This window comes from Desulfoscipio sp. XC116, from assembly GCF_039851975.1.
In the GTDB taxonomy this organism is placed as follows: domain Bacteria; phylum Bacillota; class Desulfotomaculia; order Desulfotomaculales; family Desulfallaceae; genus Sporotomaculum.
The window spans coordinates 3,075,679-3,100,102 of record NZ_CP156660.1; the positions used below are offsets into that span (position 1 = coordinate 3,075,679).

20 protein-coding genes and 1 riboswitch are annotated in these 24,424 nt (G+C 49.1%); of the genes, 5 read left to right on the forward strand and 15 right to left on the reverse strand.

The window, feature by feature from the left end:
• Nucleotides 1-260 precede the first annotated feature (260 nt).
• Complete coding sequence (locus tag ABDB91_RS14710; RefSeq protein WP_347488460.1) at nt 261-443, reverse strand: toxin-antitoxin system HicB family antitoxin; 183 nt, start codon at nt 441-443, stop codon at nt 261-263.
• Between the two features lie 11 nt (nt 444-454).
• Complete coding sequence (locus tag ABDB91_RS14715; RefSeq protein WP_347488461.1) at nt 455-1,297, reverse strand: SPFH domain-containing protein; 843 nt, start codon at nt 1,295-1,297, stop codon at nt 455-457.
• A 169-nt stretch (nt 1,298-1,466) separates the two neighbouring features.
• On the opposite strand from ABDB91_RS14715, the gene ABDB91_RS14720 reads away from it, so the two are divergent.
• Nucleotides 1,467-1,589 (forward strand): hypothetical protein, encoded by a 123-nt coding sequence (locus tag ABDB91_RS14720; protein WP_347488462.1) that lies wholly within the window; start codon nt 1,467-1,469, stop codon nt 1,587-1,589.
• 48 nt (nt 1,590-1,637) lie between these two features.
• Here the strand turns inward: ABDB91_RS14720 and ppsA (ABDB91_RS14725) are convergent, their stop codons facing one another.
• The gene (gene ppsA, locus ABDB91_RS14725; protein WP_347488463.1) at nt 1,638-4,334 is read right to left on the reverse strand and encodes a phosphoenolpyruvate synthase; all 2,697 of its coding nucleotides are present in this window, start codon (nt 4,332-4,334) and stop codon (nt 1,638-1,640) included.
• A 384-nt stretch (nt 4,335-4,718) separates the two neighbouring features.
• Here ppsA (ABDB91_RS14725) and ABDB91_RS14730 point away from each other — a divergent pair, with 384 nt between their 5' ends.
• Together ABDB91_RS14730 and ABDB91_RS14735 are read left to right on the forward strand one after the other, a co-directional pair.
• On the forward strand, nt 4,719-5,072 hold the full coding sequence (locus ABDB91_RS14730) for a PadR family transcriptional regulator (RefSeq protein WP_347488464.1): 354 nt from the start codon (nt 4,719-4,721) through the stop codon (nt 5,070-5,072).
• Entirely contained in the window at nt 5,059-5,718 is a 660-nt protein-coding gene (locus tag ABDB91_RS14735; protein WP_347488465.1) for a permease prefix domain 1-containing protein, read from the forward strand. Before ABDB91_RS14730 ends, ABDB91_RS14735 begins: the two co-directional genes overlap by 14 nt.
• A gap of 210 nt (nt 5,719-5,928) precedes the next feature.
• On the opposite strand, the gene ppsA (ABDB91_RS14740) is transcribed toward ABDB91_RS14735, so the two are convergent.
• Entirely contained in the window at nt 5,929-8,559 is a 2,631-nt protein-coding gene (ppsA, locus tag ABDB91_RS14740; RefSeq protein WP_347491616.1) for a phosphoenolpyruvate synthase, read from the reverse strand.
• 158 nt (nt 8,560-8,717) lie between these two features.
• The gene (locus ABDB91_RS14745) at nt 8,718-9,329 is read right to left on the reverse strand and encodes a TetR/AcrR family transcriptional regulator (protein WP_347488466.1); all 612 of its coding nucleotides are present in this window, start codon (nt 9,327-9,329) and stop codon (nt 8,718-8,720) included.
• 443 nt (nt 9,330-9,772) lie between these two features.
• Here ABDB91_RS14745 and ABDB91_RS14750 point away from each other — a divergent pair, with 443 nt between their 5' ends.
• Both ABDB91_RS14750 and ABDB91_RS14755 read left to right on the forward strand, forming a co-directional pair.
• A complete protein-coding gene (locus ABDB91_RS14750) occupies nt 9,773-10,699 on the forward strand; it encodes a hypothetical protein (protein WP_347488467.1) in 927 nt (308 codons plus the stop codon).
• Nucleotides 10,700-10,994: 295 nt separating this feature from the next.
• Nucleotides 10,995-11,074, forward strand: a riboswitch (cyclic di-GMP riboswitch).
• Nucleotides 11,075-11,182: 108 nt separating this feature from the next.
• Nucleotides 11,183-14,917, forward strand: coding sequence for an EAL domain-containing protein (locus ABDB91_RS14755; protein ID WP_347488468.1), 3,735 nt, complete (start codon nt 11,183-11,185; stop codon nt 14,915-14,917).
• Between the two features lie 90 nt (nt 14,918-15,007).
• Here ABDB91_RS14755 and ABDB91_RS14760 read toward each other — a convergent pair whose 3' ends face one another.
• The 10 genes from ABDB91_RS14760 to ABDB91_RS14805 all read right to left on the reverse strand — a co-directional run bounded on the left by ABDB91_RS14760 (nt 15,008) and on the right by ABDB91_RS14805 (nt 24,415).
• Nucleotides 15,008-15,991: an NrtA/SsuA/CpmA family ABC transporter substrate-binding protein gene (locus ABDB91_RS14760; RefSeq protein WP_347488469.1), complete on the reverse strand. Its 984-nt coding sequence runs from the start codon at nt 15,989-15,991 to the stop codon at nt 15,008-15,010.
• A gap of 11 nt (nt 15,992-16,002) precedes the next feature.
• On the reverse strand, nt 16,003-16,755 hold the full coding sequence (locus ABDB91_RS14765; RefSeq protein WP_347488470.1) for an ABC transporter ATP-binding protein: 753 nt from the start codon (nt 16,753-16,755) through the stop codon (nt 16,003-16,005).
• Nucleotides 16,742-17,506: an ABC transporter permease gene (locus ABDB91_RS14770; protein ID WP_347488471.1), complete on the reverse strand. Its 765-nt coding sequence runs from the start codon at nt 17,504-17,506 to the stop codon at nt 16,742-16,744. Before ABDB91_RS14770 ends, ABDB91_RS14765 begins: the two co-directional genes overlap by 14 nt.
• Nucleotides 17,507-17,974: 468 nt before the next feature.
• Entirely contained in the window at nt 17,975-20,257 is a 2,283-nt protein-coding gene (gene hypF / locus ABDB91_RS14775; RefSeq protein ID WP_347488472.1) for a carbamoyltransferase HypF, read from the reverse strand.
• A 19-nt stretch (nt 20,258-20,276) separates the two neighbouring features.
• Nucleotides 20,277-21,296 (reverse strand): hydrogenase expression/formation protein HypE, encoded by a 1,020-nt coding sequence (gene hypE / locus ABDB91_RS14780; RefSeq protein ID WP_347488473.1) that lies wholly within the window; start codon nt 21,294-21,296, stop codon nt 20,277-20,279.
• A gap of 2 nt (nt 21,297-21,298) precedes the next feature.
• On the reverse strand, nt 21,299-22,405 hold the full coding sequence (gene hypD, locus ABDB91_RS14785) for a hydrogenase formation protein HypD (protein WP_347491618.1): 1,107 nt from the start codon (nt 22,403-22,405) through the stop codon (nt 21,299-21,301).
• Nucleotides 22,386-22,625, reverse strand: a complete 240-nt coding sequence (locus ABDB91_RS14790) for a HypC/HybG/HupF family hydrogenase formation chaperone (protein WP_347488474.1) — start codon at nt 22,623-22,625, stop codon at nt 22,386-22,388. The genes hypD and ABDB91_RS14790 overlap by 20 nt, the downstream gene beginning before the upstream one ends.
• 146 nt (nt 22,626-22,771) lie before the next feature.
• A complete protein-coding gene (gene hypB / locus ABDB91_RS14795) occupies nt 22,772-23,422 on the reverse strand; it encodes a hydrogenase nickel incorporation protein HypB (RefSeq protein WP_347488475.1) in 651 nt (216 codons plus the stop codon).
• 13 nt (nt 23,423-23,435) lie between these two features.
• A complete protein-coding gene (gene hypA / locus ABDB91_RS14800) occupies nt 23,436-23,777 on the reverse strand; it encodes a hydrogenase maturation nickel metallochaperone HypA (RefSeq protein ID WP_347488476.1) in 342 nt (113 codons plus the stop codon).
• 197 nt (nt 23,778-23,974) lie between these two features.
• Nucleotides 23,975-24,415: a hydrogenase maturation protease gene (locus ABDB91_RS14805; protein ID WP_347488477.1), complete on the reverse strand. Its 441-nt coding sequence runs from the start codon at nt 24,413-24,415 to the stop codon at nt 23,975-23,977.
• Between the last annotated feature and the right edge of the window lie 9 nt (nt 24,416-24,424).

Below are 24,424 nucleotides of genomic sequence, written 5' to 3' on the forward strand. Positions count from 1 at the left end.
TGTATTTTAATTAGTGCTTCATTAAAATTTACAAATTTCAAGAAGGAGTGTCGCAAAACTATTTTCCTGGAGTAGTGAGCAACGCTCCTTTTCCTAGCTTCAGCCAATTATTCCGATAATAATCCGGTATCTTTACAAAAAACTGCCGCACGACGATAAGCTATTTAGCCCGTTGTGCAGCAACTCCTTCCTATTTTTTACTTTAGATGGGCTAGAATCCCCATCTAAAGACCCGATGTTCAGCTAAAAGCTGAACGAGTTCATTGATTTTTACGCCGGCCTTCCGGTGACTTGCCAGGCAAGCGTCCCACCCGGCGAGCCGCTTCCCGCAGCAAGAACTCGATATGCGCGTTGACACTGCGCAGCTCATCCGAAGCCCAGTGTTCAAGTACCTCATATAGTTTAGGGTCGATCCTTAGCGGAAAATTTTTTCTGGCAGCCATGATTATGCCCTTTAATACAAACTGCCCGTGTTGATAACCGGCTGGGCGGCCCGGTCGGAAACAATGGCCACCATTAAATTGTTGATCATGGCTACTTTGCGCTCTTCATCCAACTCCACTATGCCTTCCCGCTGAAGCTGGGCAATGGCCATTTGAGCCATACCTACCGCGCCTTCGACGATCTTTTGGCGGGCGGCTACAATGGCCGCGGCTTGCTGGCGTTGCAGCATGGCACTGGCGATTTCGGTAGCGTAGGCCAAATGGGTCAGCCGGGCCTCCATTACCTCTACTCCCGCCACTGACAGTCGAGCTTGCAACTCCCGCCCCAGCTCGCCGGCCACTTCTTCGGAGTTGCCCCGCAGTGAATAGCCCTGTTCCTCAAAGGTGTCATAGGGGTATTTGGTAGCCACGTGGCGCAGTGCGGTTTCACTTTGTATTTCTACAAATTCCTCATAATCATCAACGTCAAAAACCGCCCTGGCGGAATCAACCACTTTGAAAACCACTACAGCTGCGATTTCTACCGGATTGCCCTCCACATCGTTGACCTTTAGGGTATTGCTATTAAAATTACGCACTCGCAAAGAAACCTTTTTATGTGCGGACAGGGGCACGGTCATCCAGATGCCGCTATCCCGTACGCTGCCCATGTAATGCCCGAAAAAAGTCAGCACCTTGGACTGGTTCGGCTGCACGACGGTAATGCCGGAGGAGCACAATATGGCCATGATAAGCAACAGTATACCGACTATGATTACGCCTTTGACAAGCAGTAAAATGGCTGCGAAGGTAAGCAGAAGTATTACTGCCAGGGCCAAAAAACCGTTAATCATCCAGGTCTTTTTTTCTTTCATAGGTGTCGTTTCCCCCTTTTTTGATCTTACATTGATATATTTATGATATCACATGCGGATGTTTATGTAAACTGAACACATCCTTCTCTTTTTGGTGAATTAGTAATATAATATATAGCACCAGGAAAAAAATGTTATTATAGACAGGATGTTAAGGAGACCACAAAATATGCAGATGGAATCAAAAGAAATCAATATCTTAACCGCAAGGCTGGAAAAGGCATTGACATCCAAACCGGATATTTTCAGGAACTGCTGCTTCAGTTCTTCGGGATATTTCTCTATGGCATAGCGTTTCTGCTCCAATACAACCGCGCGGTAAGGGGCCAACCCATAGCAATTAATCCTCAACGAGCATTTCTACATAACCTTCCGTTCCGTTTACCCGGATCCACTGCCTGTCTTTGATCAGCTTCGTAGCGTTTTCCACGCTTACCACTGCCGGAAGGCCGTATTCCCGCGCGATAACGGCGCCGTGAGTCATTAAGCCGCCCACTTCCGTCACCAGCCCTTTGACGGAGACAAATACCGGCGTCCAGCTGGGGTCGGTGAATGAGGTGACCAAAATATCGCCTTCCTCCAAGTCGGCGTCCGCCATCTTTAAAACGACTCTGGCCCGGCCTTCGATGACACCGGATGAAACCGGTATGCCCGCCAGGGCGCCATCGGGAATATTGCCGGTGGTGTACGCACTGGATACTACCTCTCCCTCGGACGTCATCACCCGCGGCGGCGTTAGTTTTTCATATACCTCGTATTCATCTTTTCTCTCGTTTATGATACTGTAATCCAGCCGGTTTGTGCGTACAGCCTCCCGCAGTTCCTCAAAGAACAGGTAGTGGATGTCCTCCTTCTCCCGGATGACTCCCTTTTGCACAAGCCCGGCGGCCTCCTTCAGCAAAGCCTGCTTATACACCCAGTAACGCTGGATGAAAGTATACTTGGGATATTCCCGGTAGCCGATAAAGTTACGCAAAACACTGATCATTTTCTTGGTTTTTTGGGCCTTTTGTTTGCCGCCGGGCAATTGTTCCAGGCGACTTAAGAGCTCCCGTTCCTTTTGCTCCGCTTCCTGCCGCCCCTGCTCAAATTTGACGCTGCGGGCATTGGGCTCAAAATTTTTGATGTTGCTGAGAATCATGGGAATAAGCGCAGTAGGTTGTTCGTTCCAACGGGGCCTGGTGATGTCGATCTCGCCGGAACAACGCATACCGTATTTATCCAGGTACGCCCGAATAGATTTGCTCACAACGCCGCCGCCTTCCAATTTGCCCAGCTCCTCAAAGAAGGTCTCATCACCGGCCTGATGAAAATACTCAATCACCGCCGGATATTGCCGGACCACGTCCGCCACATCCAGCAGCGCAAGACCCATTTCAGAGGTGACGTTGTTGGCTACCGATTGGGATAGCGTATCGGCCGCACTCTTTTCGCCCAGCCATTTTTCCATTTTTTTATTGATCCAACCCGCTGCATACACTCCGGCCATGATCGTTCCAAAGCTTTGTGAATTATACAAGATTTCTTTTAATTGCTTATGGTGATCCTCTATAATAAAGGTGAACAGTTCATCTCCGGATACGCCGGCGATCCTTTGCCGCAGATCTTTGATCGACGCCTCGTTGCGGGAAATTAGATTGTGAACGATCTTGACATCGTTTTGGCGATAAATCTTGATGGCCTGAATAAACATGGCCCCGGACATTCCCTCGGTACGCAGGCTGAAAATTTTCTTGCCACTCGGCAATGACTTCATAAAATCTTTTCGCTGCATTAAGCCCTTCAACGCGTTTTGCATCAGCGGATCGTTCTTGCCCATCATCGCACTGAGCATAATCCTGCGGCCAATGGGTGAAGCCAGGTCATGCGTTAAATCAATGAACAGCCTGCCGCCGGCTTTACGTAAAGGATAATTCTCAGACAGCAACTGGAAGAAGGACATCCCTAACGGTTTGATAGGATCCGTCATCATCTGTTGATGCCCCATCGACATATAGACCCGATTCCGCCCGTCGTTCACGTCCGGTATAGGATATAAGGTGGTAATGGGACGACTTTGAACGACAAAAATTGTATCTTCAGAGGAACGGGGACACACCTCCTGCGGAGGAATGTCCCCAACGTATGAATGTCCCCGACTAAGACACCATTCAATGTCCTGCGGGCGGCCGAAATACGCCTCGATCCTGCGGCCCATGCCTTCAAGCCGCAGAACCTGCTCGTTGGTCAGCGCCTGCATATTCCGCCGTGCGGGCTCGATCTCCCGTTCCTCCGTGCCGCCTTCCTCCAACGCGTAGACGGCCAGTTTCTTGGCTGGTATCGTCTTATCGACGATCCTGCCGCCCCGTACCTTATAGATATCGGGATTCACCAGGCCGGAAACGAGCGCCTCGCCCAACCCGAAACTAGCGTCGATAGACAGCACCTTCCGATTGGAGATGACGGGATCGGCTGTAAACATGATTCCTGATACCTGCGGAAAAACCATCCGCTGAATAACGACAGACAGATAAACCTTGCGGTGGTCGAAGCCGTTTTGCATGCGGTAGGTCACGGCCCGGTCGGTAAACAGCGACCCCCAGCACTTGCTGATATGCCGCAGAATAGCCTCCTTGCCTCTGATATTCAAGTAGGTATCCTGCTGTCCCGCAAAAGAGGCCGTCGGCAAATCTTCCGCTGTGGCGCTGGAACGCACGGCATAGGCATGCTCCTCGCCAAGCTTGGCAAGATAGCAAAGGATTGCTTCCTCTATCTCCCCGGCAATCGGTATTCCCTCAATGACCCGACGGATCTTGCCGCTGATGGTGCCGATACCTTTCCGGTCGTCCACCTTCAGTACTAACAGCTGATCCAGCAAGGCATTGAACTCCCGGTTAGGCCCGACCATACTTTTGTACGCCTCGGTGGTAACGCAAAAGCCCTCCGGTACCCGTATGCCCTCAATCCTTGACAGTTCCCCCAGGTTGGCGCCTTTACCCCCCACGACCGCAAGCTTTGTATTGTCAATCTCATGGAAACCAAGTACGTATGAATTCATACGGGTCCCTCCCTAATGTGTTGCAAATGAGATATGCTAGTTTATGCAATAAAATAATATGACGCACCTGACGCACCTATAGAAAAGATTGTATTTATTCTCTGCAAATGCTTTGCTAATTATTTTTTAATTAAATTTCAAGACTCCCGCTTCTATAAGTGGGAGTTGCTATTTTTACTTCAGGTGGATTATAATTCCCACCCGAAGCCCCGATGTTTAGCTTTAGCTGAATGAGTTCACTAAAAACCGCACCTGTAAAAGTTGGATCGTTAAAACATGCGCCGGATAAATCCGAACCGTTAAAATCCGCAAATTAATTTGTTGCATAGTATATTGACACGCATAGTAATATGTATTAACATATACATTGTGAGGTGAATAACTGTGAATGCCACAATTTCAACAGACCTCATCCGTGGTCACACAGACACTATAATTTTGAACATACTTCGTCAAGGTGATAGCTACGGATATGAGATCTACAAAAAAATTATCCAGTTGAGCGACAACCAGTATGAATTAAAGGAAGCGACATTATATACCGCTTTCCGCCGGTTGGAGCAATACGACTGCATCCTCTCCTATTGGGGGGATGAGACCCGGGGCGGTAGACGCAAGTATTATCGCATCACCGATAAAGGCAAGGAACTCTACGAACAAAGCAAAAAGGACTGGAGCTTTGCCAAAGGTGTTTTAGACAAATTGATTACAGGAGGTCTTGACGATGGCCAAGATTGAAAACCGCCTGGATAAGAAAGTAACAGCATATATCGACAATCTGTTTTCCGGGCTTGGACCAAGTCAACAGCTGTTTGATCTAAAGGAAGAGCTGGCTATAAATATTAAAGAAAAAACCGCGGATTTTAAAGCCCGGGGCATAGACGACGAGCAGGCCTTTAAAGAGGCGGTGATTTCCATGGGCGATTTGAGCGGGCTGGTGGATGATATGCGTAAACTCGGGCAGGATACGGCGAGGCAATCGGTTTATTCTACGATGACGGCACGTATTTCGACAGCTGGAATAGTAGCCGGAGTGCTGCTTGGATTATTTGGTATGTTCACGATTGCCATGTTGTACTTCATGAACTTGGATGCGGAAAGTGCTACGGGTTCCGGAATATTCATCGTTGCCGGCGGAACATTATTAACTTACAGCATCCTGACAAGAGAAACCCGTAAGAAATATGCCATGAACAAAATACGCGCCGTGCTCTATGCTTTGTCCATAGGATTAGTGCTTTTCAGTATTTTTACAGCGATAGTCTCCCGTTTCGCCACCGGTGAAATATACATCGCCATCGGTTCATTAATGGTGTTCTCCTTAGCGGGTGTCGGATTGTTTTTATTGCTTATGCTTACGGAAACCGATCGCCGTAAAATGTAATGTCTTTGGTCATAACATTTTATTCTTTCTTCAAGGTTAGGGACTGCTGCACAACGGACTAAATAGTTCGCAGTGCGGCAGCCTTTTGCAAAGATACCGGATTATTACCGGAATAATTGGCTGCATCTGAGAAAGGGAAGGTCGCTCACTACTCCAAGAAAGTAGTTTTGCGATACTCCCTAATTTTATCTCCGGTGAAAGATTAAACCTTCATATAATTTCCACGTATCCTTCCGTGCCGTTCACCCGAATGCGCTGCCCGTCTCTGATCCGCTTCGTCGCGTTTTCCACGCTGACGACTGCCGGAAGGCCGTATTCGCGCGAAATAACGGCGCCATGGGTCATCAGCCCGCCCACTTCCGTCACCAAACCTTTGACGGATACAAACAGCGGCGTCCAACTGGGGTCGGTGAAGACGGTGACCAATATGTCGCCCTCTTCGATGTCGGCCTCCTCCATCTTTAGGATGACCCGGGCGCGGCCCTCAATGATGCCGGCTGAAACGGGTATGCCCGGCAAAGCACCCTCAGGAATATTGCCGGAGTTGAACTCCCCGTGGATAATCTCGCCCTCGGAAGTCATCACCCGCGGCGGAGTCAGCTTTTCATAGACCTCGTACGCCTCTTTTCTCCCGGCGATGATACTGTAGTCCAGCCGGTTTGTGCGTACAACCTCCCGGAGTTCCTCAAAGGACAGGTAGTAAATATCCTCCTTCTCCCGGATGACCCCTTTTTGCACCAGCTTGGCGGCTTCTTGCAGCAGGGCCTGCTTATAGATCCAGTAACGCTGGATGAAGCCGTATTTGGGATATTCCCGGTAACCGATAAAATTGCGTAAAACGCTGATCATCCTCTTTGTCTTTTTGGCCTTCCGCTTGCCGCCGGGCAATTGCTCCAGGCGGTTCAAGAGTTCCCATTCCTTCTGCTCTGCTTCGAGCCGTGCCTGTTCAAACTTAACGCTGCCCGCATTGGGCGCAAAGTTCTTGATGTTGCTGAGGATCGCGGGAATGAGGGCGGTCGGTTGTTCGCTCCAGCGGGACCTGGTGATATCGATCTCACCGGGACAACGCATTCCGTATTTTTCAAGGAACGCCCGCAGGGAATCGCTGACAGCGTCACCGCCTTCCAGTTTGGCCAAATCTTCAAAAAAGGTCTCATCACCGGCATGCTGAAAATACTCCATCACCGCCGGGTATTGCCTGACGACGTCCGCTACGTCCAGCAGCGCAAGCCCCATTTCGGAGGTGACGTTGTTGGGCACCGATTGTGAAAGCGTGTCGGCGGCACTCTTTTCGCCCAGCCATTTTTCCATTTTCTTATTGATCCAACCCGAGACTAACACCGCAGCAACGATCGCTCCATAGCCGCGTGGATCATACATGACTTCCTTTAGCTGCTTATGGTCCCGTACGATAAAGGCGAAAAGTTCATCCCCGGATACATTGGTGATCCTTTGCCGCAGCTCTCTGATCGACGCCTCGTTGCGGGCAATGAGACTTTGCACGACCGCCGCGTCGTTTTTACAGTAGATCTTTAAGGCCTCAACGGGCATTGCCCAGGACATTCCCTCGGTCCGCATGCCGATGGATCTCTTTCCGCGCGGCAATGACGCCAAAAAATCCTTCCGCTGCATTAAACTATTGATCGCGTTCACTGCCAGCGGATCACTCTTGCCCATCGTACCGAATATGATCTTGCGGCCAATGGATGAGGCCAGATCGTGCGTTACCTCCCAAAACAACCTCCCGCCGGCTTTGCGCATTGGAAAATCAACAGTTAGCAACTGAAAGAAGGACATCCCCAACGGTCTAATAGCATCCGTCATCATTTGCTGATGGCCGAACGATATGTAGACCCGCATCCGCCCATCGTTTTCCGGTATGGGGAATAAGGTGGTGATGGGGCGGCTCTGCACAATGAAAAATGAACAAAACGCATCATCAGCAAGGCACCACTCAATGTCCTGCGGGCGGCCAAAATACGCCTCGATCTTGCGGCCCACGCCTTCAAGCCGCAGAACCTGCTCGTCGGTCAGCGCCTGCATATTCTGCCGTGCGGGCTCGATCTCCCGTTCCTCCGTGCCGCCTTCCTCCAACGCATAGACGGCCAGTTTCTTGGCCGGTATCGTCTTATCGACAATCCTGCCGTCCCGTACCTTGTAGATATCGGGATTCACCAGGCCGGAGACGAGCGCCTCACCCAGCCCGAAGCTAGCGTCGATGGACAGCACCTTCCGATTGGAGGTGACGGGGTCGGCCGTAAACATGATTCCTGATACCTGCGGAAAAATCATCCGCTGGACAACGACAGACAGGTAGACCTTGCGGTGCTCGAAGCCGTTTTGCATGCGGTAGATCACCGCCCGGTCCGTGAACAATGAAGCCCAGCATTTGCTCACATGTCGCAGGACAGCGTCTTTTCCCTTGATGTTCAGGTAGGTATCCTGTTGGCCCGCAAAGGAGGCCAGCGGCAGATCCTCCGCTGTAGCGCTGGAACGCACGGCATAGGCATGCTCCTCGCCATACTTGGCGAGATAGCGCTGGATTTCTTCCGCTATGTCCCCGGGGATTTCCATCTCTTCAATGACCCTACGGATCTTGCCGCTGACCGCACCGATTCTTTCCCTATCGTCCACCTTCAGCGCTGACAGCTGATCCAGCAATGCGTTAAGCTCCCGGTTATGACCGATGGTTTTTTTATACGCCTCGGTGGTGACACAAAAACCATCCGGTACCCGTATGCCTTCAATTCTCGATAGTTCTCCCAGGTTTAAGCCTTTGCCCCCGACAACCGCAAGCTTTGTTTTGCCGATTTCCCGGAAAGCAAGTACATAAGAATTAATACGGCTTCCCTCCCCAAGATTTTATAAATGAGATATGGCAATTAATATAAAAATAATATGATATCAATATAACAGGCGATTATATTCATTATCTGCAAATGCTTTACTTTTCAATACTCCGTTATTTACGCTTGAGTTTCCTTTGACGCGGCTGCAGGTTACCGTTCGATTCCATAACGGATCATGGCAAAAAAATTATTCATCTCGCCGATGATGCCTTCCCAGTACCTCTGATCCAAATCGTTTTTATCGGTTAATCCCGCTAAACACTTCTCTTCAACGTAATCCAACACGACCATGATTAGCTCGAAAGCCTGCTCACGGTTCACTCCTTCCCTGAGCGGAAGTTTTTGAAACAATCGCTCCAGCACCTTGTCCTTGGCGGCAATCACCGCACCGTACCTTTCTTCAATCTCCGCCTTCAATTCATCCGCCATGACATAAAAGGCTTCTTTCAGCACTTTGCACTCGTCCGGATTCTTTCGATAATAATCAAGTTTGAGATAACTGAATTCATCCAGAGCTGCAAAGAAATCCCCGTATTCCGGCAGGGCTTCAATGTCGAGTTCCGTCCTCACTTTCCCAATGCATCGACCCAAAACACTGAGATACAGCTCTTTCTTACTCTTGAAATGATGAAAGATCAGGGCCTTGGATACGCCTGCCGCCTCCGCCAGCATCACGGCCGAAGTATTCTTATACCCATGGCGGGCAAACACGGCCAGGCAGGCTTCCAGAATTTGCTCCTTGTCGTAAAGCTGTAAAGGCAAGTGTCATACCACCTCTCCGTTATACTAACCGTGCGGTCAGCATAAGTATAACACTTACTGACCACGCGGTCAACATATCTAAAAGTAACCCTGCGCAGCCCGTTTTATACAGCAAAAACGCCGGTCATAAAGGCGATTTTCCCACAACCGGCTTCCCTCTCACCCATTAATTGTTAGCCATTTGCTAATGCAGCAAACGCCACCATACCAGCCAACTACGGATTCGGCGCCCCCTCCCCGATTGATCGTCGGGCCGGGCCGTTTCCCGGTAGTGAATACCGTGCCGATCAGGCCACGACCACGACAGCCGCACCAATCAACTGGAGCAATTTTTAAAAAATAATATCCCAACTATTCCCATCAGCGATATTCTAAATAGATGGAACCTTATAGCCGCTTATACGTCTGTAATTTGAAGAAAAGTTCTACAGGAGGACAACTACATGAAAAAAATATTTGTGTTGCTGCTTTTATTACTGTCAACTGTTTATTTGTTCGGGTGTATCAATAGTGGGAGTCAGGACCGGTTGGGCAAAGACGGGCCGCCTAAAGACGATCTCCAACAAACTGATAAAAACGATATGACAGCAGTAAAAGACCTGGTTGAGACTTTCGGCGGCAAGTTGCAATTGGTATCGCTTCAGGCCCCAAAAGATATAGTAAGCAAGAGCATTCAGGAAAACTACAGTGCATATGTATCGCCGGAACTTCTTGAGAAATGGCTCAACGCCCCTGATAATGCTCCCGGAAGACTGTTGTCAAGCCCATGGCCTGACCGTATAGAAATTCAAGATATTGATAATTTGGCGGATGATACCTACGAAGTAAAAGGAGAAATCATTGAAATAACAAGCGTGGAAAAAGTTAACGGGGGAGCTGCCTCTAAACATCCGGTGGTTCTTGTGGTAAAGAAAATCGGGGACCGGTGGCTAATTGACGCTGTCACCTTCGATGCGCATGCGGAAGGAAACTCAATTGTATATAAAAATACTCAATATGGTTTTAGCTTTTTATTACCGGATAGTTGGAAGGAGTATCAAATTGTAGATGATCGGTGGGAAGGTCTGGCTTTAGGAGGCCAACAAGGCGATAAGATTGTTGAAACCGGTCCCTTGCTTTCCATCAGACATCCCCAATGGTCTCCCCGGGAACAGCGACAGGATATTCCCATCATGGTCTTTACGCTTACCCAGTGGGATTCGCTTCAGCGGGAAGAATTCCATATCGGTGCGGCGCCTATTTTACCGAAAGAGCTTGAACGGAACTCCGAATATGTTTTTGCTCTCCCCGCGCGCTATAATTACGCATTTCCGACAGGATATGAGGAAGTTGAAGAAATTTTAGAGGGCCATCCTTTACGGCCGAATTAAAACCAGCCCGTGGGTAAATAGGCGCGTTAAAAAAACGGGACAAGGCACCCGTCCCCTTGTCCCAACAATTATTAATCATTAAATAAGGCTACTTTATGAGCTTGGATGCGGAAAGTGTACAAGTTCCAGAAATATTCATCGTTGCCGGCGGAACATTATTAACCTATAGCTTACTGACAAGGGAAACCCGTAAAAAACATGTCATGAACAAAACACGCGCCGTGTCCCCGTAATTGCAACGGAATGGGACCTTTATCTCATTGACAGATAGGATTTTCGAACTATAGAATATCTTAAGAGAAAAGGGCAAACCCAGTCGAAAAATGGGGACGTAAAGCCGGGTTTAGTGCATTGCCTGACAGCCGGGTTGCTGTGAATATATGTATGTGAAACTACCTTCACGGCAAGGTAGTTTTTTGTTTATTGCACCCGCGGCTATCATTTGTTGCATTGCAAATTATAAGCTTGCGGGGTGAGGCATTTATGCTGAAGAAAGACCATTTGTTACTAATGTACAATAGTGTTTCGGATCTAGTGTTACTTGTGGAGGTTGAGACAGATAATGGTTACCGTTTGCTTACAGTTAATAAATCCTATCTCGCAACTACAGGGTATTCGGAAAAACAAGTGGTTGGTAAAAGGATCGAACAAATTTATTCCAAAAAAGTTTCTGCTTTTCTGATTGGGAAATATAAAGAAGCAATTCAGTCAAGGATGACAGTTTGCTTCGAAGAAATCGCAAACTTTCCTAATGGACAATTAATTTTTAAAACAAAAATTACACCCATTTGCAATGATCAAGGACATTGCACTCACCTTCTTGTTGTTGCCGGCGATATTACCGGGCACGTCAGAGAACAAAAGAAGACTGAAGAATTGCTGGAGCTGGAGCGTCAACAACTACTTTCTATTTTTGACGGCATAGATGAAAGTGTATATGTTAGCGATCCAGATACATATGAGCTATTATACGCCAATCGAATTATTAAAGATAAGTTTGGAGATGTGATAGGGAAAAAATGTTACCAGGCACTTCAAGCTTTAGAGTCACCTTGCCCGTTTTGTGCTAATGAGCATATTTTTAATCAGAATATCGGCAAGATACATATCTGGGAGACCCGCAATAAAATCAACCGGCGTTGGTACCGCTGCATTGACAGAGCCATAAGGTGGTCGGATGGCCGGATGGTCCGTTGTGAAATGGCTGTTGACATTACCGAATATAAACGAGCAGTGGATGCGCTAAGTGAGAGTGAGGAGAAATACCGGTTGTTGTTCAATAAGGCTAATGACGCCATTGGCCTGTGCGAAATAACCGACGAAGGTCAGCCGGGCAGGTTTATTGAGATTAATGATATCGCCTGCAAAAGGTTGGGTTATAGCAGAAAAGAGTTATTGGCAATGACACCTTTTGACATTACTAATCAAGAAGACTTTAATTTTAAACCGGAAAGTATACAAAAGCTTTCAGAAAATGGTTACATTACCTTTGAAACGACTGAATTGAGTAAAAATGGCACCATAATACCCGTTGAAATAAATTTGCATGTTTTCAATTTAAAAGGGAAAAAGGTTGGACTGTCCATTGCCCGTGATATCACTGAGCGTAAACTCAAAGAAAAAACACTGCAGGAACAGTATGATCTCTTAGAAAAAATAACTAATACCGTTCCCACGCCAATATTTTATCAAGACGTAAAAGGATTTTACAGGGGCTGTAATGTTGCATTTGAGTCTTATATTGGCTTAACCGGAGAGGAGATAGCCGGAAAGTCTGTTTATGATATCAGCTCCAAACACATGACGGGCACTTACCATGAAAAAGATGCGGAATTGTTCCGCAATCCGGGTGTGCGGATTTATGAAAGCACTGTCAGGTATGCTGACGGCACCATGCACGACGTTATCTTTAACAAGGCTACTTTTTCCGACAGCGACGGAAGTGTGGCCGGTTTGGTGGGAGTGATTGTCGACATCACCGAAAGAAAGAAAATGGAGAAATTTATCAGACATCGAATTGCCATTGAGGGAGCAATAGCGCAGGCTTCAAGGTTATTTTTTTCTCCGCGGGGTGCTGATATTAAAGAAGTCCTGGGAATCCTGGGAAAAGCCGTTTCCGCCAGTCGAGCTTATATATTTAAATTTCGTGAAAACGGCAGCAAGATGGACAATACGCATGAATGGTGCGGTTCTGTGACTGCGCCTCAGATAGATGCCCTGCGAAATCTGAATTCAAGCACATTTCCATGGTGGATGAAGAAGCTTGAGCGCGGAGAAAACATAGTAATACCGGACCTTAACGACCTTCCACCCGAAGCCGGTGCGGAGAAAGCACTTCTTCAAGCCCAGAAAATATGTTCCCTCCTGGTTGTTCCAATTAGTTCAACGAATGGAACGCTGAACGGATTCATGGGATTCGATGACACGGGAAATTGCCGGAATTGGTCCATCCAAGATATAAAAGCTCTTAGGGTGGTGGCTGAGATGGTGGGTATCTATTGGGAGCGCAAACGAGCGCTAGAGGCGTTGCGAGAAAGCAATCAACAGCTTCAGCAGATCATCGAATTTTTACCCGACGCCACCTTTGTCATTGACCGTAATAAAAAAATCATTGCCTGGAACCGGGCCCTTGAAGAAATGACAGGAGTACGCAAGGAGGACATTATCGGCCATGGCAACTATGCGTACGCGGTACCTTTTTTTGGCAGACGAAGGCCGTTATTAATTGATTCCATCTTTTCGGAAAGCAAGAAAAACGCAACGTTGTATCCATACATAGAAAGAAAAGGTAATACATTATACATTGAGACTTATGTACCTGCTTTATTTGAGAAGGGGGGCCATATGTGGGGGACGGCTTCGCCCCTTTTTGACAGTGATGGAAACTTGATGGGGGCTATTGAATCTATCCGTGATATAACCGAGCGAAAGCGAATGGAAGAGCAGTTGCAATATCTGGCGACACATGATGCTTTGACCAATATCCCCAACAGACATTCACTGGAAGCAACTATTAAACGCGCAGTGACAGAAGCAAAACAAGGAGAAAAAAGCGCGCTCCTCCTTATTGACCTTGACAACTTTAAACTGGTCAATGACACTCTTGGGCATGCGGCAGGCGATGAATTATTAATTATTTTGGTTAATCTCTTTATAACAAACTTGCGTAAAAGTGATTTTCTGGCCCGGTTGGGAGGAGATGAATTTGCAGTATTGATTAAAGGGATTTCCAATCAAGAGGCTGGGATTATAGCCGATAAACTGCGCCGAGCGGTGTGCGAAAGTGAGTTAAATCTTGTTACTCACGGGCTCCGTTTAAATTTAAGTATCAGTATTGGTATTGTCATAGTTGACGGTACTATAGATAATCAAAAACTTCTCTCGCTCGCGGATACTGCCCTTTATACAGCCAAGGAAGGAGGCCGGAACAGGTTTGTCTTTGCCGGATCCGAAAAAGATCCGATAAACAGGCTTACTGAAACCAACCAGTTGGTTGGGTTAATTAAGAATGCCTTAAAAGAAGACCTGTTTGTACTTTATTTTCAACCAGTGGTTAGAGTAAGTGACGGAAAAATAATTCATCACGAAGCCCTGCTTCGTCTTCGAGATAAGAACGGGCAGACAATCTCTCCCGGCAGGTTTATACCTGTTGCCGAGCGTTTTGGCTTGATGTCTCAAATAGATCTTTGGGTGCTTCAATCATCCTTGGCGACCATGCGCCAATTTACCGAACTCAGGCTTTTTATGAATCTTTCCGGGATCACCTTGGGAGATGAAGCTATCTTGACTTCAATAGAATTAAATATACTCAAGAGCGGTATAGACCCTTCCCGGATAGGCTTTGAGATAACCGAAACCGCTGCCGTAAAAGACATATTTCGGGCTGAGCGATGGGTTCGCAGGATTAAAGGCCTCGGATGTCTCTTGGCTCTGGATGACTTTGGAACAGGATTTTCGTCCTTTGCCTATCTGCGCATTCTTCCGGTAGATTACATCAAGATTGACGGCTCCTTTGTCCGCAACGTAGATAAGGAACCCGTCCATCGCGCCTTTATTCAGGCTATTAATACCATAGCGAACACGCTTGGCAAAAAAACCATTGCCGAGTTTGTGGAAAATGAAGACATCTTAAAAATATTGCAGACAATTGGAATCGATTGCGGTCAAGGATTTTACCTTGGAAAGCCCTCACCTTATCCCACTACTTTTGCTGATTGATTTTGAAGTAAAAATAATCATTTTTTGAACCAGTGAGAGTAGATAAGTCCCGGAAGATGTACTCCCGGGACTGTCAATAAAGAATAGTTCTTATTTTGGAGTCATATCCACAATAAGCTCATCCATGTTTACAGTACCGGTCAACATGCCTGCTTGCTGCAAAAATTCCTGTGTTTTTTGCAGATCCGTGATATCCTGATCGGTAATGACCGGGTTAAAGTCATACCATCCGTACATCTGTTTAACTGTTTCAATAGAAATACCTGTTTCCTCCGCCGCCATCTTATAGACATCGGTAAGATTTTCTTCCATATATTGAATACTCTGCCGATGGACTTTCATGTAGCGTTTAACCAGGTCGGGGTGCTGCTCAAGGAAATCACCGGACACCGCAATAACAATAGTCGCGTCCAAAAGTCCTTCCCCCGTGGCAATAATATGGGCTCCCGCCTCCAGTGCCTGCGGCACGACGGGACCGGCAATAAGCGCCGCGTCCACATCCCCGGCCGTTAAGGCGGACATGGCATGAGGTATGCTCATATTAATAAAATCAACGTCACCCGATTCAGAACCTTTTTCTTCCAGGCTTGCCAGCAGCAGCTGGTGAAGGATAGTTCCTTTGGGCCCGGCAACCTTTTTGCCTTGCAGGTCACTCACCGATTTGATGTTTTCATCCCTGGCCATGATAGTGAATGCCTTGGGGGCCCTGCTGTATATACCGATAACCTTCAGATCGACACCGTTGGCCGCCGCCAAAATAGCCGATGTCCCGCCCAGCGCATTGCAAAAGTCCAAAGAACCCGAAGCAAGAGCCTCTGTCATTTTGGGTCCCTCGGTAATCTCAGGAAAAGTCACATTTATACCGTCTTTTTGAAATTCTTCTTCAAATAAATTAGTTTTCTTTTCAATGATGGACGGTATGTTCAAAGGAAGCTTGACATATGAAATATTGATGTTTTTAACTTCCCGGCTTCCGGTTTCCTGCTCCGGGCTGCCGTTTTGCCCTCCCCCACAGCCGGCCGTCAGCAATGCAGCCAGCGCGACAAGAGCAACGATTTTCCATATTCTTTCCATAAAACGACCTCCTAATCAACGTTCTCACCAACTATCCGGCCCAATATTTTTTTCTTTGTGCGGAAAAAATCCTGGGAAAGTACGTCTCGCGGATAATCAAGATGAACAGGCATACATTCAACTATTTTTCCGGCCTCAAAGATTACCACTCTTTGGCCAAGAAAAACAGCTTCATCCACATCATGGGTTACAAAAACAATAGTCTTCTTCTTAAGCAGAAAGATATCTATTAAATCCGCTTGCAATTTTTTTCTGGTGAAGGCATCCAGGGCGCCAAGAGGTTCATCCATCAGGATTACATCCGGGTCGTAGCAAAGCGTTCTGCCCAGTGCGGCCCGCTGGGCCATCCCACCTGAGATTTGCGCGGGATAGGCATCCTTAAATTCTTTAAGGCCCAGCAAATCCAAATAATAATGAACCGTTTCGGAAACCCGGACCCGGTTTTTTTCTTTAATCAGCGGGAAAGCCATGTTTTGTTCCACGGTCAGCCAGGGCATCAGCCTTGGTTCTTGAAAAACAATGCTAATTCTTTCAGGCCGGCAGTTTTTTTCCTTATCCGGTGGGGAAAAAGATATTTTACCCCGGGCAGCCTTTTCCAGCCCGCAGATTAACCTGAGCAGTGTAGTTTTCCCCGAACCGCTTTTGCCCACCAGCGTGACAAAGCTGCCATCCTCAATGGTTAAATTAATATCAGATAAAGCGTTTACCTCTTGACCGTTAATGTGAAATATTTTACTAAGCTGTTGTATTTTAACTCCTGCCATAAACTGATCTCTTCCCTGTCCAAGGTATGATGCAACCGGTTAGTTTAAAAAAACAGTAATCAAGCACGTAACCGCATAAGCCAATGGTTATAATGCCAACGATAATAATATCGGGCCTGGACAACTGCTCGGCGTCCATAATCATGTAACCGATTCCCGAGGAAGCCGCAATCAGCTCCGCCCCGATCAATGCCCGCCAGCTGTAGCCCAGTCCCAGCCGCATCCCCACGATTATAGAAGGGAGGGCCGCCGGCATAACAATTCTTAAAAATTTATCCCGGCCACTAAAGCCAAAAACATCTCCCACCTCCAGCAATTGCTTATCACAGCTTAAAATTCCGTTAACAGTGTTTAAGAATACCGGGAAAAACGTAGCCAGAATGATTACCGCCAATTTGGAAGTCTCCCCGATGCCGAACCAGAGAATTAGCATGGGAATACACGCAATGGGCGGGATATGCCCTAAAAAATCCAGTACCGGCTCTATATAAGGTTCCATCTTTCGATTCAAACCGACCAGCACGGCCAGGGGAAAGGCAAATAAAATTGTCGCCAAAAAGCCGGCAAAGACCCGGAACAGGCTGATGGAAATATGCTGCCACAACAAACCGCTGCCCAATAGGCTTAATGCGGTTTGTATCACTCTGGAAGGCGGCGGAATGATATATTGATTAACGATTCCGGCAGCGGACCCGGTAACCCACAAAGCCAGAACAACAAGCGGAATAAAAAGACATCTTAATATTTTCATAAATAAGCGCCGAAAAAAACTCCCGGGCCTTCTTAAATCCCCCCTTTATTGCAATATATGGCAATACCCGCCACAACATAGGAACAAAATTAACTTTACAACCCTAAAAACCAAAAACCCGTCCAGCCGGGAAAAGGCATAGACGGGCAAAGTACACCGTAAAAAGACATCCTGCCAAAAAACTGCAGAATTAACGATATACCCCTTGGCCTAAGGCGCCGGCCCTTCTCCGCAGGGAAACCAGATACACTGCAACACCCTTCAAGTCAAACGATTCAACCGGTCAGGCGTCAGGTTAATTATAATTGGGAAGTGATAGGCCAGTCAATAATATAATTCTCAATTAATTATTCTCATTTAGAAACATTAAGTCCTCAATTGCATGGAAACAGCGGGCTTATCCAAACGCAAATCCCTAGCCTTTTCTTCGTATACCATGCTTTGGCTGATGGTGGCTTTGTTTAAGTTTTATATGCCGCCACGGTGATAACTGACAAGTGCCTGCCCCAAAGAAATTCCGCCGTCGCCCGGCGGCACCTTGTTATGCACAAAAACGTTAAAGCCATTATCCTTGAATATTTTAATCGCTGCGGACAGCAGATAATTGTTGTGCCAGCAGCCCCCGCTAAACACCACCCGGCTGATGCCGCTTTGGGACCTTACCCTTAGCGCACAATCTAAAATCGCCGACACTATAGTGTCGTGAATTTTTTTTGCGATTAATGTTTGGGGGACATGCCCGCAATAATCGCTTACCATAGCTTTAAGCAGAGGGGCTAGGCCAATTACATGGCCCTCAATCTGATACCGATACGGTTCAAGCCGGCAAAATTTCTTGGGCGCCAGTTCTCCGATTTCTATGGCCGCCTGGCCCTCATAGGTGTTTTCCAGGCATATGTTTAAAACAGCCGACGCGGCATCAAACAAGCGGCCGCAGCTTGAAACGAACGGTGAGTTGATTTTACGGCTGATCATCTTTCTCACAATGCCCAGTTCTTTTATTTTATCCGGGAACAGCGTTGCAGCCATAGCGGCGCCTTCCTGCCCCAGCAGGCTGATCAGATAAGCGGAAGCGGTGATCCAGGGGTTGCGCACCGCTTGATCACCACCCGGCAGTGGTACGTATTCCAGATGAAACTCCCTGGTAAAATCAACATAACCGCCGGTAAGGATTTCAAACCCCCAGATGTTGCCGTCGGTACCGTAACCGGTGCCATCCAGAATCACACCAATAACATCCCCGTTCAACCCGTTTTCGGCCATGCACGAAGCCATATGCGCATGATGATGCTGAACACCTATGGCGGCCGGGAAGCGGCTGCGCGCTATGGCTGAACTTTTAAAGCCGGGGTGCAGGTCGCAGCCGGCCCTAACGGGCCTGGCCCCAATAAGCTCACAAAATTTATGCAGGCTCTCTTTATAATGTTCAGAGCCTTCCACAGTATCAATCGAGCCTATATGCTGGCTCACATACGCCTTGTTTTTCTTCAACAAGCAAAAGGTATTTTTCATGTCGCCGCCGGCGCCGACATAATCCCGTTCTTCCGAGCCGACAACAGCGCTGCTCATTTCAATCGGCTCGGGAACATATCCCCTGGCCCGCCTGAAAAACTGCAGCCCCCCGCAGGTGTGGCGCACTACCGAATCATCACAGCGATTCACTATGTCCCGGTTATGCAGCAGAAAGAAATCAGCGATGCCCGCTAATTCATTCATAGCCCGGTCATTATCCGCCGCCAGAGGCAGGCCGGTTAAATTACCGCTGGTCATCACCAGTACCTGAAGATCATCTGCAAACAGCAGCAAATGCAACGGAGTGTAGGGCAGCATAACCCCCAAACCGTTCAAAGCCGGAGCCAGTTCATCGGGAAGCCGAAAAGGATTCTTTTTCTCCAAAACAACTATGGGTGCCGCGGGGGATTCTAGCAGCGATTCCTCTTCGGGAGAGACATGGCAGTATTCGCGAACAACATCAATATTCCGGCACATTACCGCCAGCGGTTTGGCCGGGCGTCCCTTGCGCAGCCGCAAAAGGCGGATCGGCGCCGGGTCCAGGCCGTTGCAAGCCAAATGAAAGCCGCCCAGACTTTTTACCGCTATAATCCGCCCCTCGGACAAGAGGCGGCGGGCATTGACAAGCCAGTCACCCTCAATTTTTCCACCCTCACGGTCCACCAGCCAAACCTCGGGACCGCACTCCGGACAGGCCACCGGCTGAGCATGGAAACGCCTGTCGCCGGGATCCGCATATTCTCCGGCACACTTATCACACATATCAAATTTATCCATGGAGGTCCAGGGGCGGTCGTAGGGAAGCTTTTTTAAAATAGTGAACCTGGGGCCGCAGTTGGTACAGTTGGTGAAGGGATATTGATAATGCCGGTCCGCCGGGTCGAAAATTTCGCCGCGGCACTGACGGCAGGTAGCCGCATCAGGCGGCACAACGGAATCGCCCGTAACCCGGCCCCCGGTGCGCTCGATGCGAAATTCCCGAAAACCTTGCGGCGGCGATTCGCCTACCTGGCATTGGGAAATACTGGCCAGGACCGGAGGCCTTGCACAAATCTCATGGATAAACTTATCCACCGGCTCCCTGGGGCCTTCCACCAAAATCAGCACGCCATTACCGGAGTTTTGCACTGTTCCGTTAAGGCCGAGGGATCGGGCCAGCCCGAAAATAAACGGCCGAAAGCCCACCCCCTGCACCACCCCGGTTACCAATATCTTTTTCCCGATCAGTTCTTCAGCCAAAACGACCTTTCACCACTTTTCAACAAATTCTGGGCAATGGAGCACCGGCCAATAAGTCCAAAAATTTGGTTCCGCCCAGAACAGTTTGCAGATAAACATTACCCTTTCCCGCCCGGACCTCGCCGATAATCACGGCGCCTTTACCGTAAGGCGATGCCTGCAAAAGTTCCAAGGCCCTGTCGGATTCCCCGGCAGTCACTATAGCCAGGAATTTTCCCTCGTTGGCCAGATAAAGAGGGTCAAGGCCCAGCATTTCCGCCGCGCCCCTGACCTCCCGGTCCACAGGCACCGAGGCTTCCTCAATATGCACGTCCATACCGCACGATTCAGCTACTTCTTTGGCGGCAGAGGCCAATCCACCCCTGGTTAGATCACGCATCAGTTTAACCCCGGGACAACCGTCCAGAAGTTGAAAAATGGTATGATTTAACGGAGCGCAATCACTTTTAAGCCCGCCCTCAAGACCAAGAGCTTCCCGGGCGGCCAGCACCGTCAGGCCATGATTGCCCATGCCGCCGTTAACGATCACCACATCGCCGGGCTCGGGTCTGTGGTAACCCAGATCCAGCCCGTCCGGTACAACTCCGACGCCCGAAGTGGTTATAAAAATTTTATCCGCGTGGCCCCGGGGAACTACCTTGGTATCCCCGGCCACAATAGCCACCCCGGCTTCAGCACAGGCTTCGGCCATAGCCGCGGCTATCCTTTCCAGATCAGCTATGGGCAGCCCTTCTTCGATAATGAAAGAAGCGCTCAAATAAACCGGGCGGGCTCCGCTGACGGCAAGATCGTTTACCGTGCCGCAAACCGCCAGTTTCCCGATGTCACCGCCGGGGAAAAATATCGGGTCTACCACAAAGGCATCAATGGTAGTGGCCACCTTTTCCCCTTTAAGCTGAAATACGGCAGCATCCGAAAGCTGTCCCAGCAGTGGATTGCTGAAGTATTTCAAAAAAACATCCCGCACCATTTCCCTGGATAATAATCCGCCGTCCCCGTGGGCCAACAGTACGCAAGAACGATTTACCTCATAACTCATCTTCAAACCTCCCCGCGCTCGTAACGGTAGTAAGCGGCACAGGCCCCCTCCGAAGAAACCATGCACGGCCCCACAGGCGAAGTTGGAGTGCACCGGCTGCCAAATAACCTGCAATCGGTGGGGACAATTAAACCGCGCAGCAGCTCGCCACAGCGGCAGCCCGGCGGCTCAGCGACTACCGAAGCTTCCAGCCCGAACTTATTTCGCGCATCATACGCCGCCAGTTCTTCCCTGATCATTAACCCGCTGCCCTTAATCATGCCTAATCCCCGCCAGGCCGCATCGCCGGTATGAAAACAATCCTCCAACATCCGGCGGGCCTCTCCGTTGCCTTCCGGTTTAACCACCCAGCGATAGTTATTACCGGTCCGGAAGTCTTTTAACAATATTTTGTCCAGCAGGGCATTTACCGCATCAATAATATCCACCAGGGTGAAGCCCGCTACAACGGCCGGTATGCCGTAATCTTCACCTATAAATCCAAAGGGCTCCGAACCCGTAACAGCGCATACATGCCCCGGCAGGATCAAGCCGTCCACATTCAGATCACCGCTGTCCAGCAAAGATCTCAGCGCCGGGGGCATTATTTTGTGCGCGGCATAGACGGTAAAGTTATCCAGACCGGCATCCGCGGCCTGTTTGATGGTGAGGGCCACCAGGGGAGCGGTGGTTTCAAAACCAACACCGAGAAAAACCACCTCGCCGGCCGGGTTGTTTTTAGCCAGTTCCACTGCGTCGGCAGGTGAATAAACAATCTTAATCCGCGCTCCGGCGGCCCTTTCCCTCTCCAGGGAGGAATCCCGGCCGGGAACCCTGAGCATGTCGCCAAAAGTAGCCACGGTAACGCCGGGTATCCGGGCCAGACCGATCATGGCCTCAATATCACCCGCCGCCGTTACGCACACCGGACAGCCCGGACCGCTGCGCAGTTCCGCCAGTCCTTTAAGCAAGCCCCTCAGCCCCGAGCGTGCAATAGCGGTGGTATGTGTGCCGCAAACCTCCATCAGCACAGCCGGCCGACCCAGCCGGTCTACCGCGCGGGCCGCTTTTTCCCTGACCAGCTTGAGCATCTTCCGACCAAGCTCCGGGTCATTCAGCCTCTCCAGCACTTTCAAAACGTAAGAGCTCCTCCCATAATTTAATCCTTTCCTCGGCCTCGGCCAAATCCAGCTTTTCTACCGCGTAGCCCGCATGGACCATTACATAATCCCCCACGGACACGTCTCCCACCAAGTGCACACCGATCTTCCGCCTGATGCCCCCCGCTTCAATAATCGCCCACTGTTTCTCCGGCACTTCCACCACCCGGCACGGTATTCCCAAGCACATCTGCTGCACCTCCGTAATACGAGACTTCCCGCAGGGAGAGCGCAAGTCCCTTCCTGCCGGTTAGTCGAGTTAATAACAAACCCAGCCGCCCTTTGTCACCCGCGCCAAGCGGGTGACAAAGGGCGGGTTGGTACGGCGCTAACGTCTTATTCAGCCCCCGCCAAAGATTCCAGCCAGGAACACCATTCATTCAAACCAAGGCCGGTTTTAGCCGAAGTGATAAATATTTTTAACTGATCGTTTATTTCTTTTAACTCGGCAAGACAAGTATCCAAATCAAAATCAGTATAGGGCAGCAAGTCTTCTTTGCTGATCACCACAGCCCCGGCCTCTCTGAAAATAGTCGGATACTTGGACGGTTTGTCGATACCCTCGGTGACACTTAAAACCGCAACCTTCATCTGTTCCCCCAGATCAAAAGCAGCCGGGCACACCAGGTTGCCGACGTTTTCAATAAACAGCACATCCAATTCCTCCGGCGGCATTTCCTGCAGCGCCCGGTAAACCATGTCGGCGGTAAGGTGACACAGCCCCTCGGTGTTAATCTGCACCGCGGCGGCGCCGGCTTTTTCAATGCGCACGGCATCGCGCTCGGTATATAAGTCTCCCACCACAACCCCGATTTTTAGCCGGCCGGCCAACATCCCGGCGGTTTTTTCCATCAGGGTTGTTTTACCGGACCCGGGCGAGCTGATTAAATTAATGGCCACAACTTTACTTTGCTTGAATAATACCCGGTTCACTCCGGCCTGATCGTTATTGGCCAGCAGAAGGTCTCTGCCCACAATAATTTTCACAACAGCCAGCTCCTTAATCTCCCTCGTAATAGTCGACATATAATTCTTTGCCGCTTATAGCCGTGACGCCACCCGCGCCGCAAGCAGGGCATTTCCAGTTAATCTCATCGGGTTGATATTCACTGCCGCATGCCCCGCACTTCAGCACAAGAGGAGTTTTATCAATTTCCAGCACGGCGCCCTCGCAGACCGTGTCTTTGGTAAGCACCCGGAAAGCAAAATCAAGGGCATCCGGCAAAGCGCCGTATACTTCTCCCACCACTATTTTGACCGTATTCACTTTGGCAATATCATTTTCGACGGCACTGTGGGCAACAGTTTCAATAAGTGCCTGAATTAAAGACAGCTCATGCACCGGTTAAAACCTCCGTGTAACAACCAGCATTAATTTCATATAAACCATCCTCTTGTTAATAAACGCCATGCCGCTAAACGCGGCATCCCGGTAAACCAAGTGCAAAGCATGGTGCCGTCACATGAACAACACCATGCTCCCGGTCGGTTCAACGGACAGTTTCCTTATCGAACCGAAACTTAATTATAATCTAACAATTAATTTTCCAGCACGGCCCTCACCCTTTGCACCAGCTCCGGTATGGCCGCTTCCACAGCCGGGGTGCAGCGCGTGCTGAAACTGACCACGTCCTGCACTTCAACGGCAAAAATTATAATCTCCGACGGCATTTCACGGCTGAATAAACGGTAACCCAGATCCAGAGCCGCGCCCAGGTGCAGATTATGAGTGCCTGAAAACTCCAGGTCCGTCATTAATTCGCGCGTGTTTAATTCCAGTATTGTGCCCGGCTTCGCGCCCGAACAAACACCGTCGATGATTAATGCCCTTTCGTAGCCCAAAACCGCGTCAATAACATCAAAACCCGTGGTGGTAAGCATACGGGTGTCCACGAGGCCGCTTAACTGCTCCGCCACCTTAATGCCTACCGAATCATCGGTTAATACGGGATTGCCGATGCCTAATAATATAGTTTTCATTTTATACCA

Coding starts and splice junctions, on each gene's coding strand:
- ABDB91_RS14760 (WP_347488469.1), bottom strand. CDS start 15,991: ATGGAAAGAATATGGAAAATCGTTGCTCTTGTCGCGCTGGCTGCATTG.
- ABDB91_RS14765 (WP_347488470.1), bottom strand. CDS start 16,755: ATGGCAGGAGTTAAAATACAACAGCTTAGTAAAATATTTCACATTAAC.
- ABDB91_RS14715 (WP_347488461.1), bottom strand. CDS start 1,297: ATGAAAGAAAAAAAGACCTGGATGATTAACGGTTTTTTGGCCCTGGCA.
- ABDB91_RS14755 (WP_347488468.1), top strand. CDS start 11,183: ATGCTGAAGAAAGACCATTTGTTACTAATGTACAATAGTGTTTCGGAT.
- ABDB91_RS14750 (WP_347488467.1), top strand. CDS start 9,773: ATGAAAAAAATATTTGTGTTGCTGCTTTTATTACTGTCAACTGTTTAT.
- ABDB91_RS14735 (WP_347488465.1), top strand. CDS start 5,059: ATGGCCAAGATTGAAAACCGCCTGGATAAGAAAGTAACAGCATATATC.
- ABDB91_RS14790 (WP_347488474.1), bottom strand. CDS start 22,625: ATGTGCTTGGGAATACCGTGCCGGGTGGTGGAAGTGCCGGAGAAACAG.
- ppsA (WP_347488463.1), bottom strand. CDS start 4,334: ATGAATTCATACGTACTTGGTTTCCATGAGATTGACAATACAAAGCTT.
- ABDB91_RS14770 (WP_347488471.1), bottom strand. CDS start 17,506: ATGAAAATATTAAGATGTCTTTTTATTCCGCTTGTTGTTCTGGCTTTG.
- ABDB91_RS14805 (WP_347488477.1), bottom strand. CDS start 24,415: ATGAAAACTATATTATTAGGCATCGGCAATCCCGTATTAACCGATGAT.
- hypE (WP_347488473.1), bottom strand. CDS start 21,296: ATGAGTTATGAGGTAAATCGTTCTTGCGTACTGTTGGCCCACGGGGAC.
- ABDB91_RS14720 (WP_347488462.1), top strand. CDS start 1,467: ATGCAGATGGAATCAAAAGAAATCAATATCTTAACCGCAAGGCTGGAA.
- ABDB91_RS14710 (WP_347488460.1), bottom strand. CDS start 443: ATGGCTGCCAGAAAAAATTTTCCGCTAAGGATCGACCCTAAACTATAT.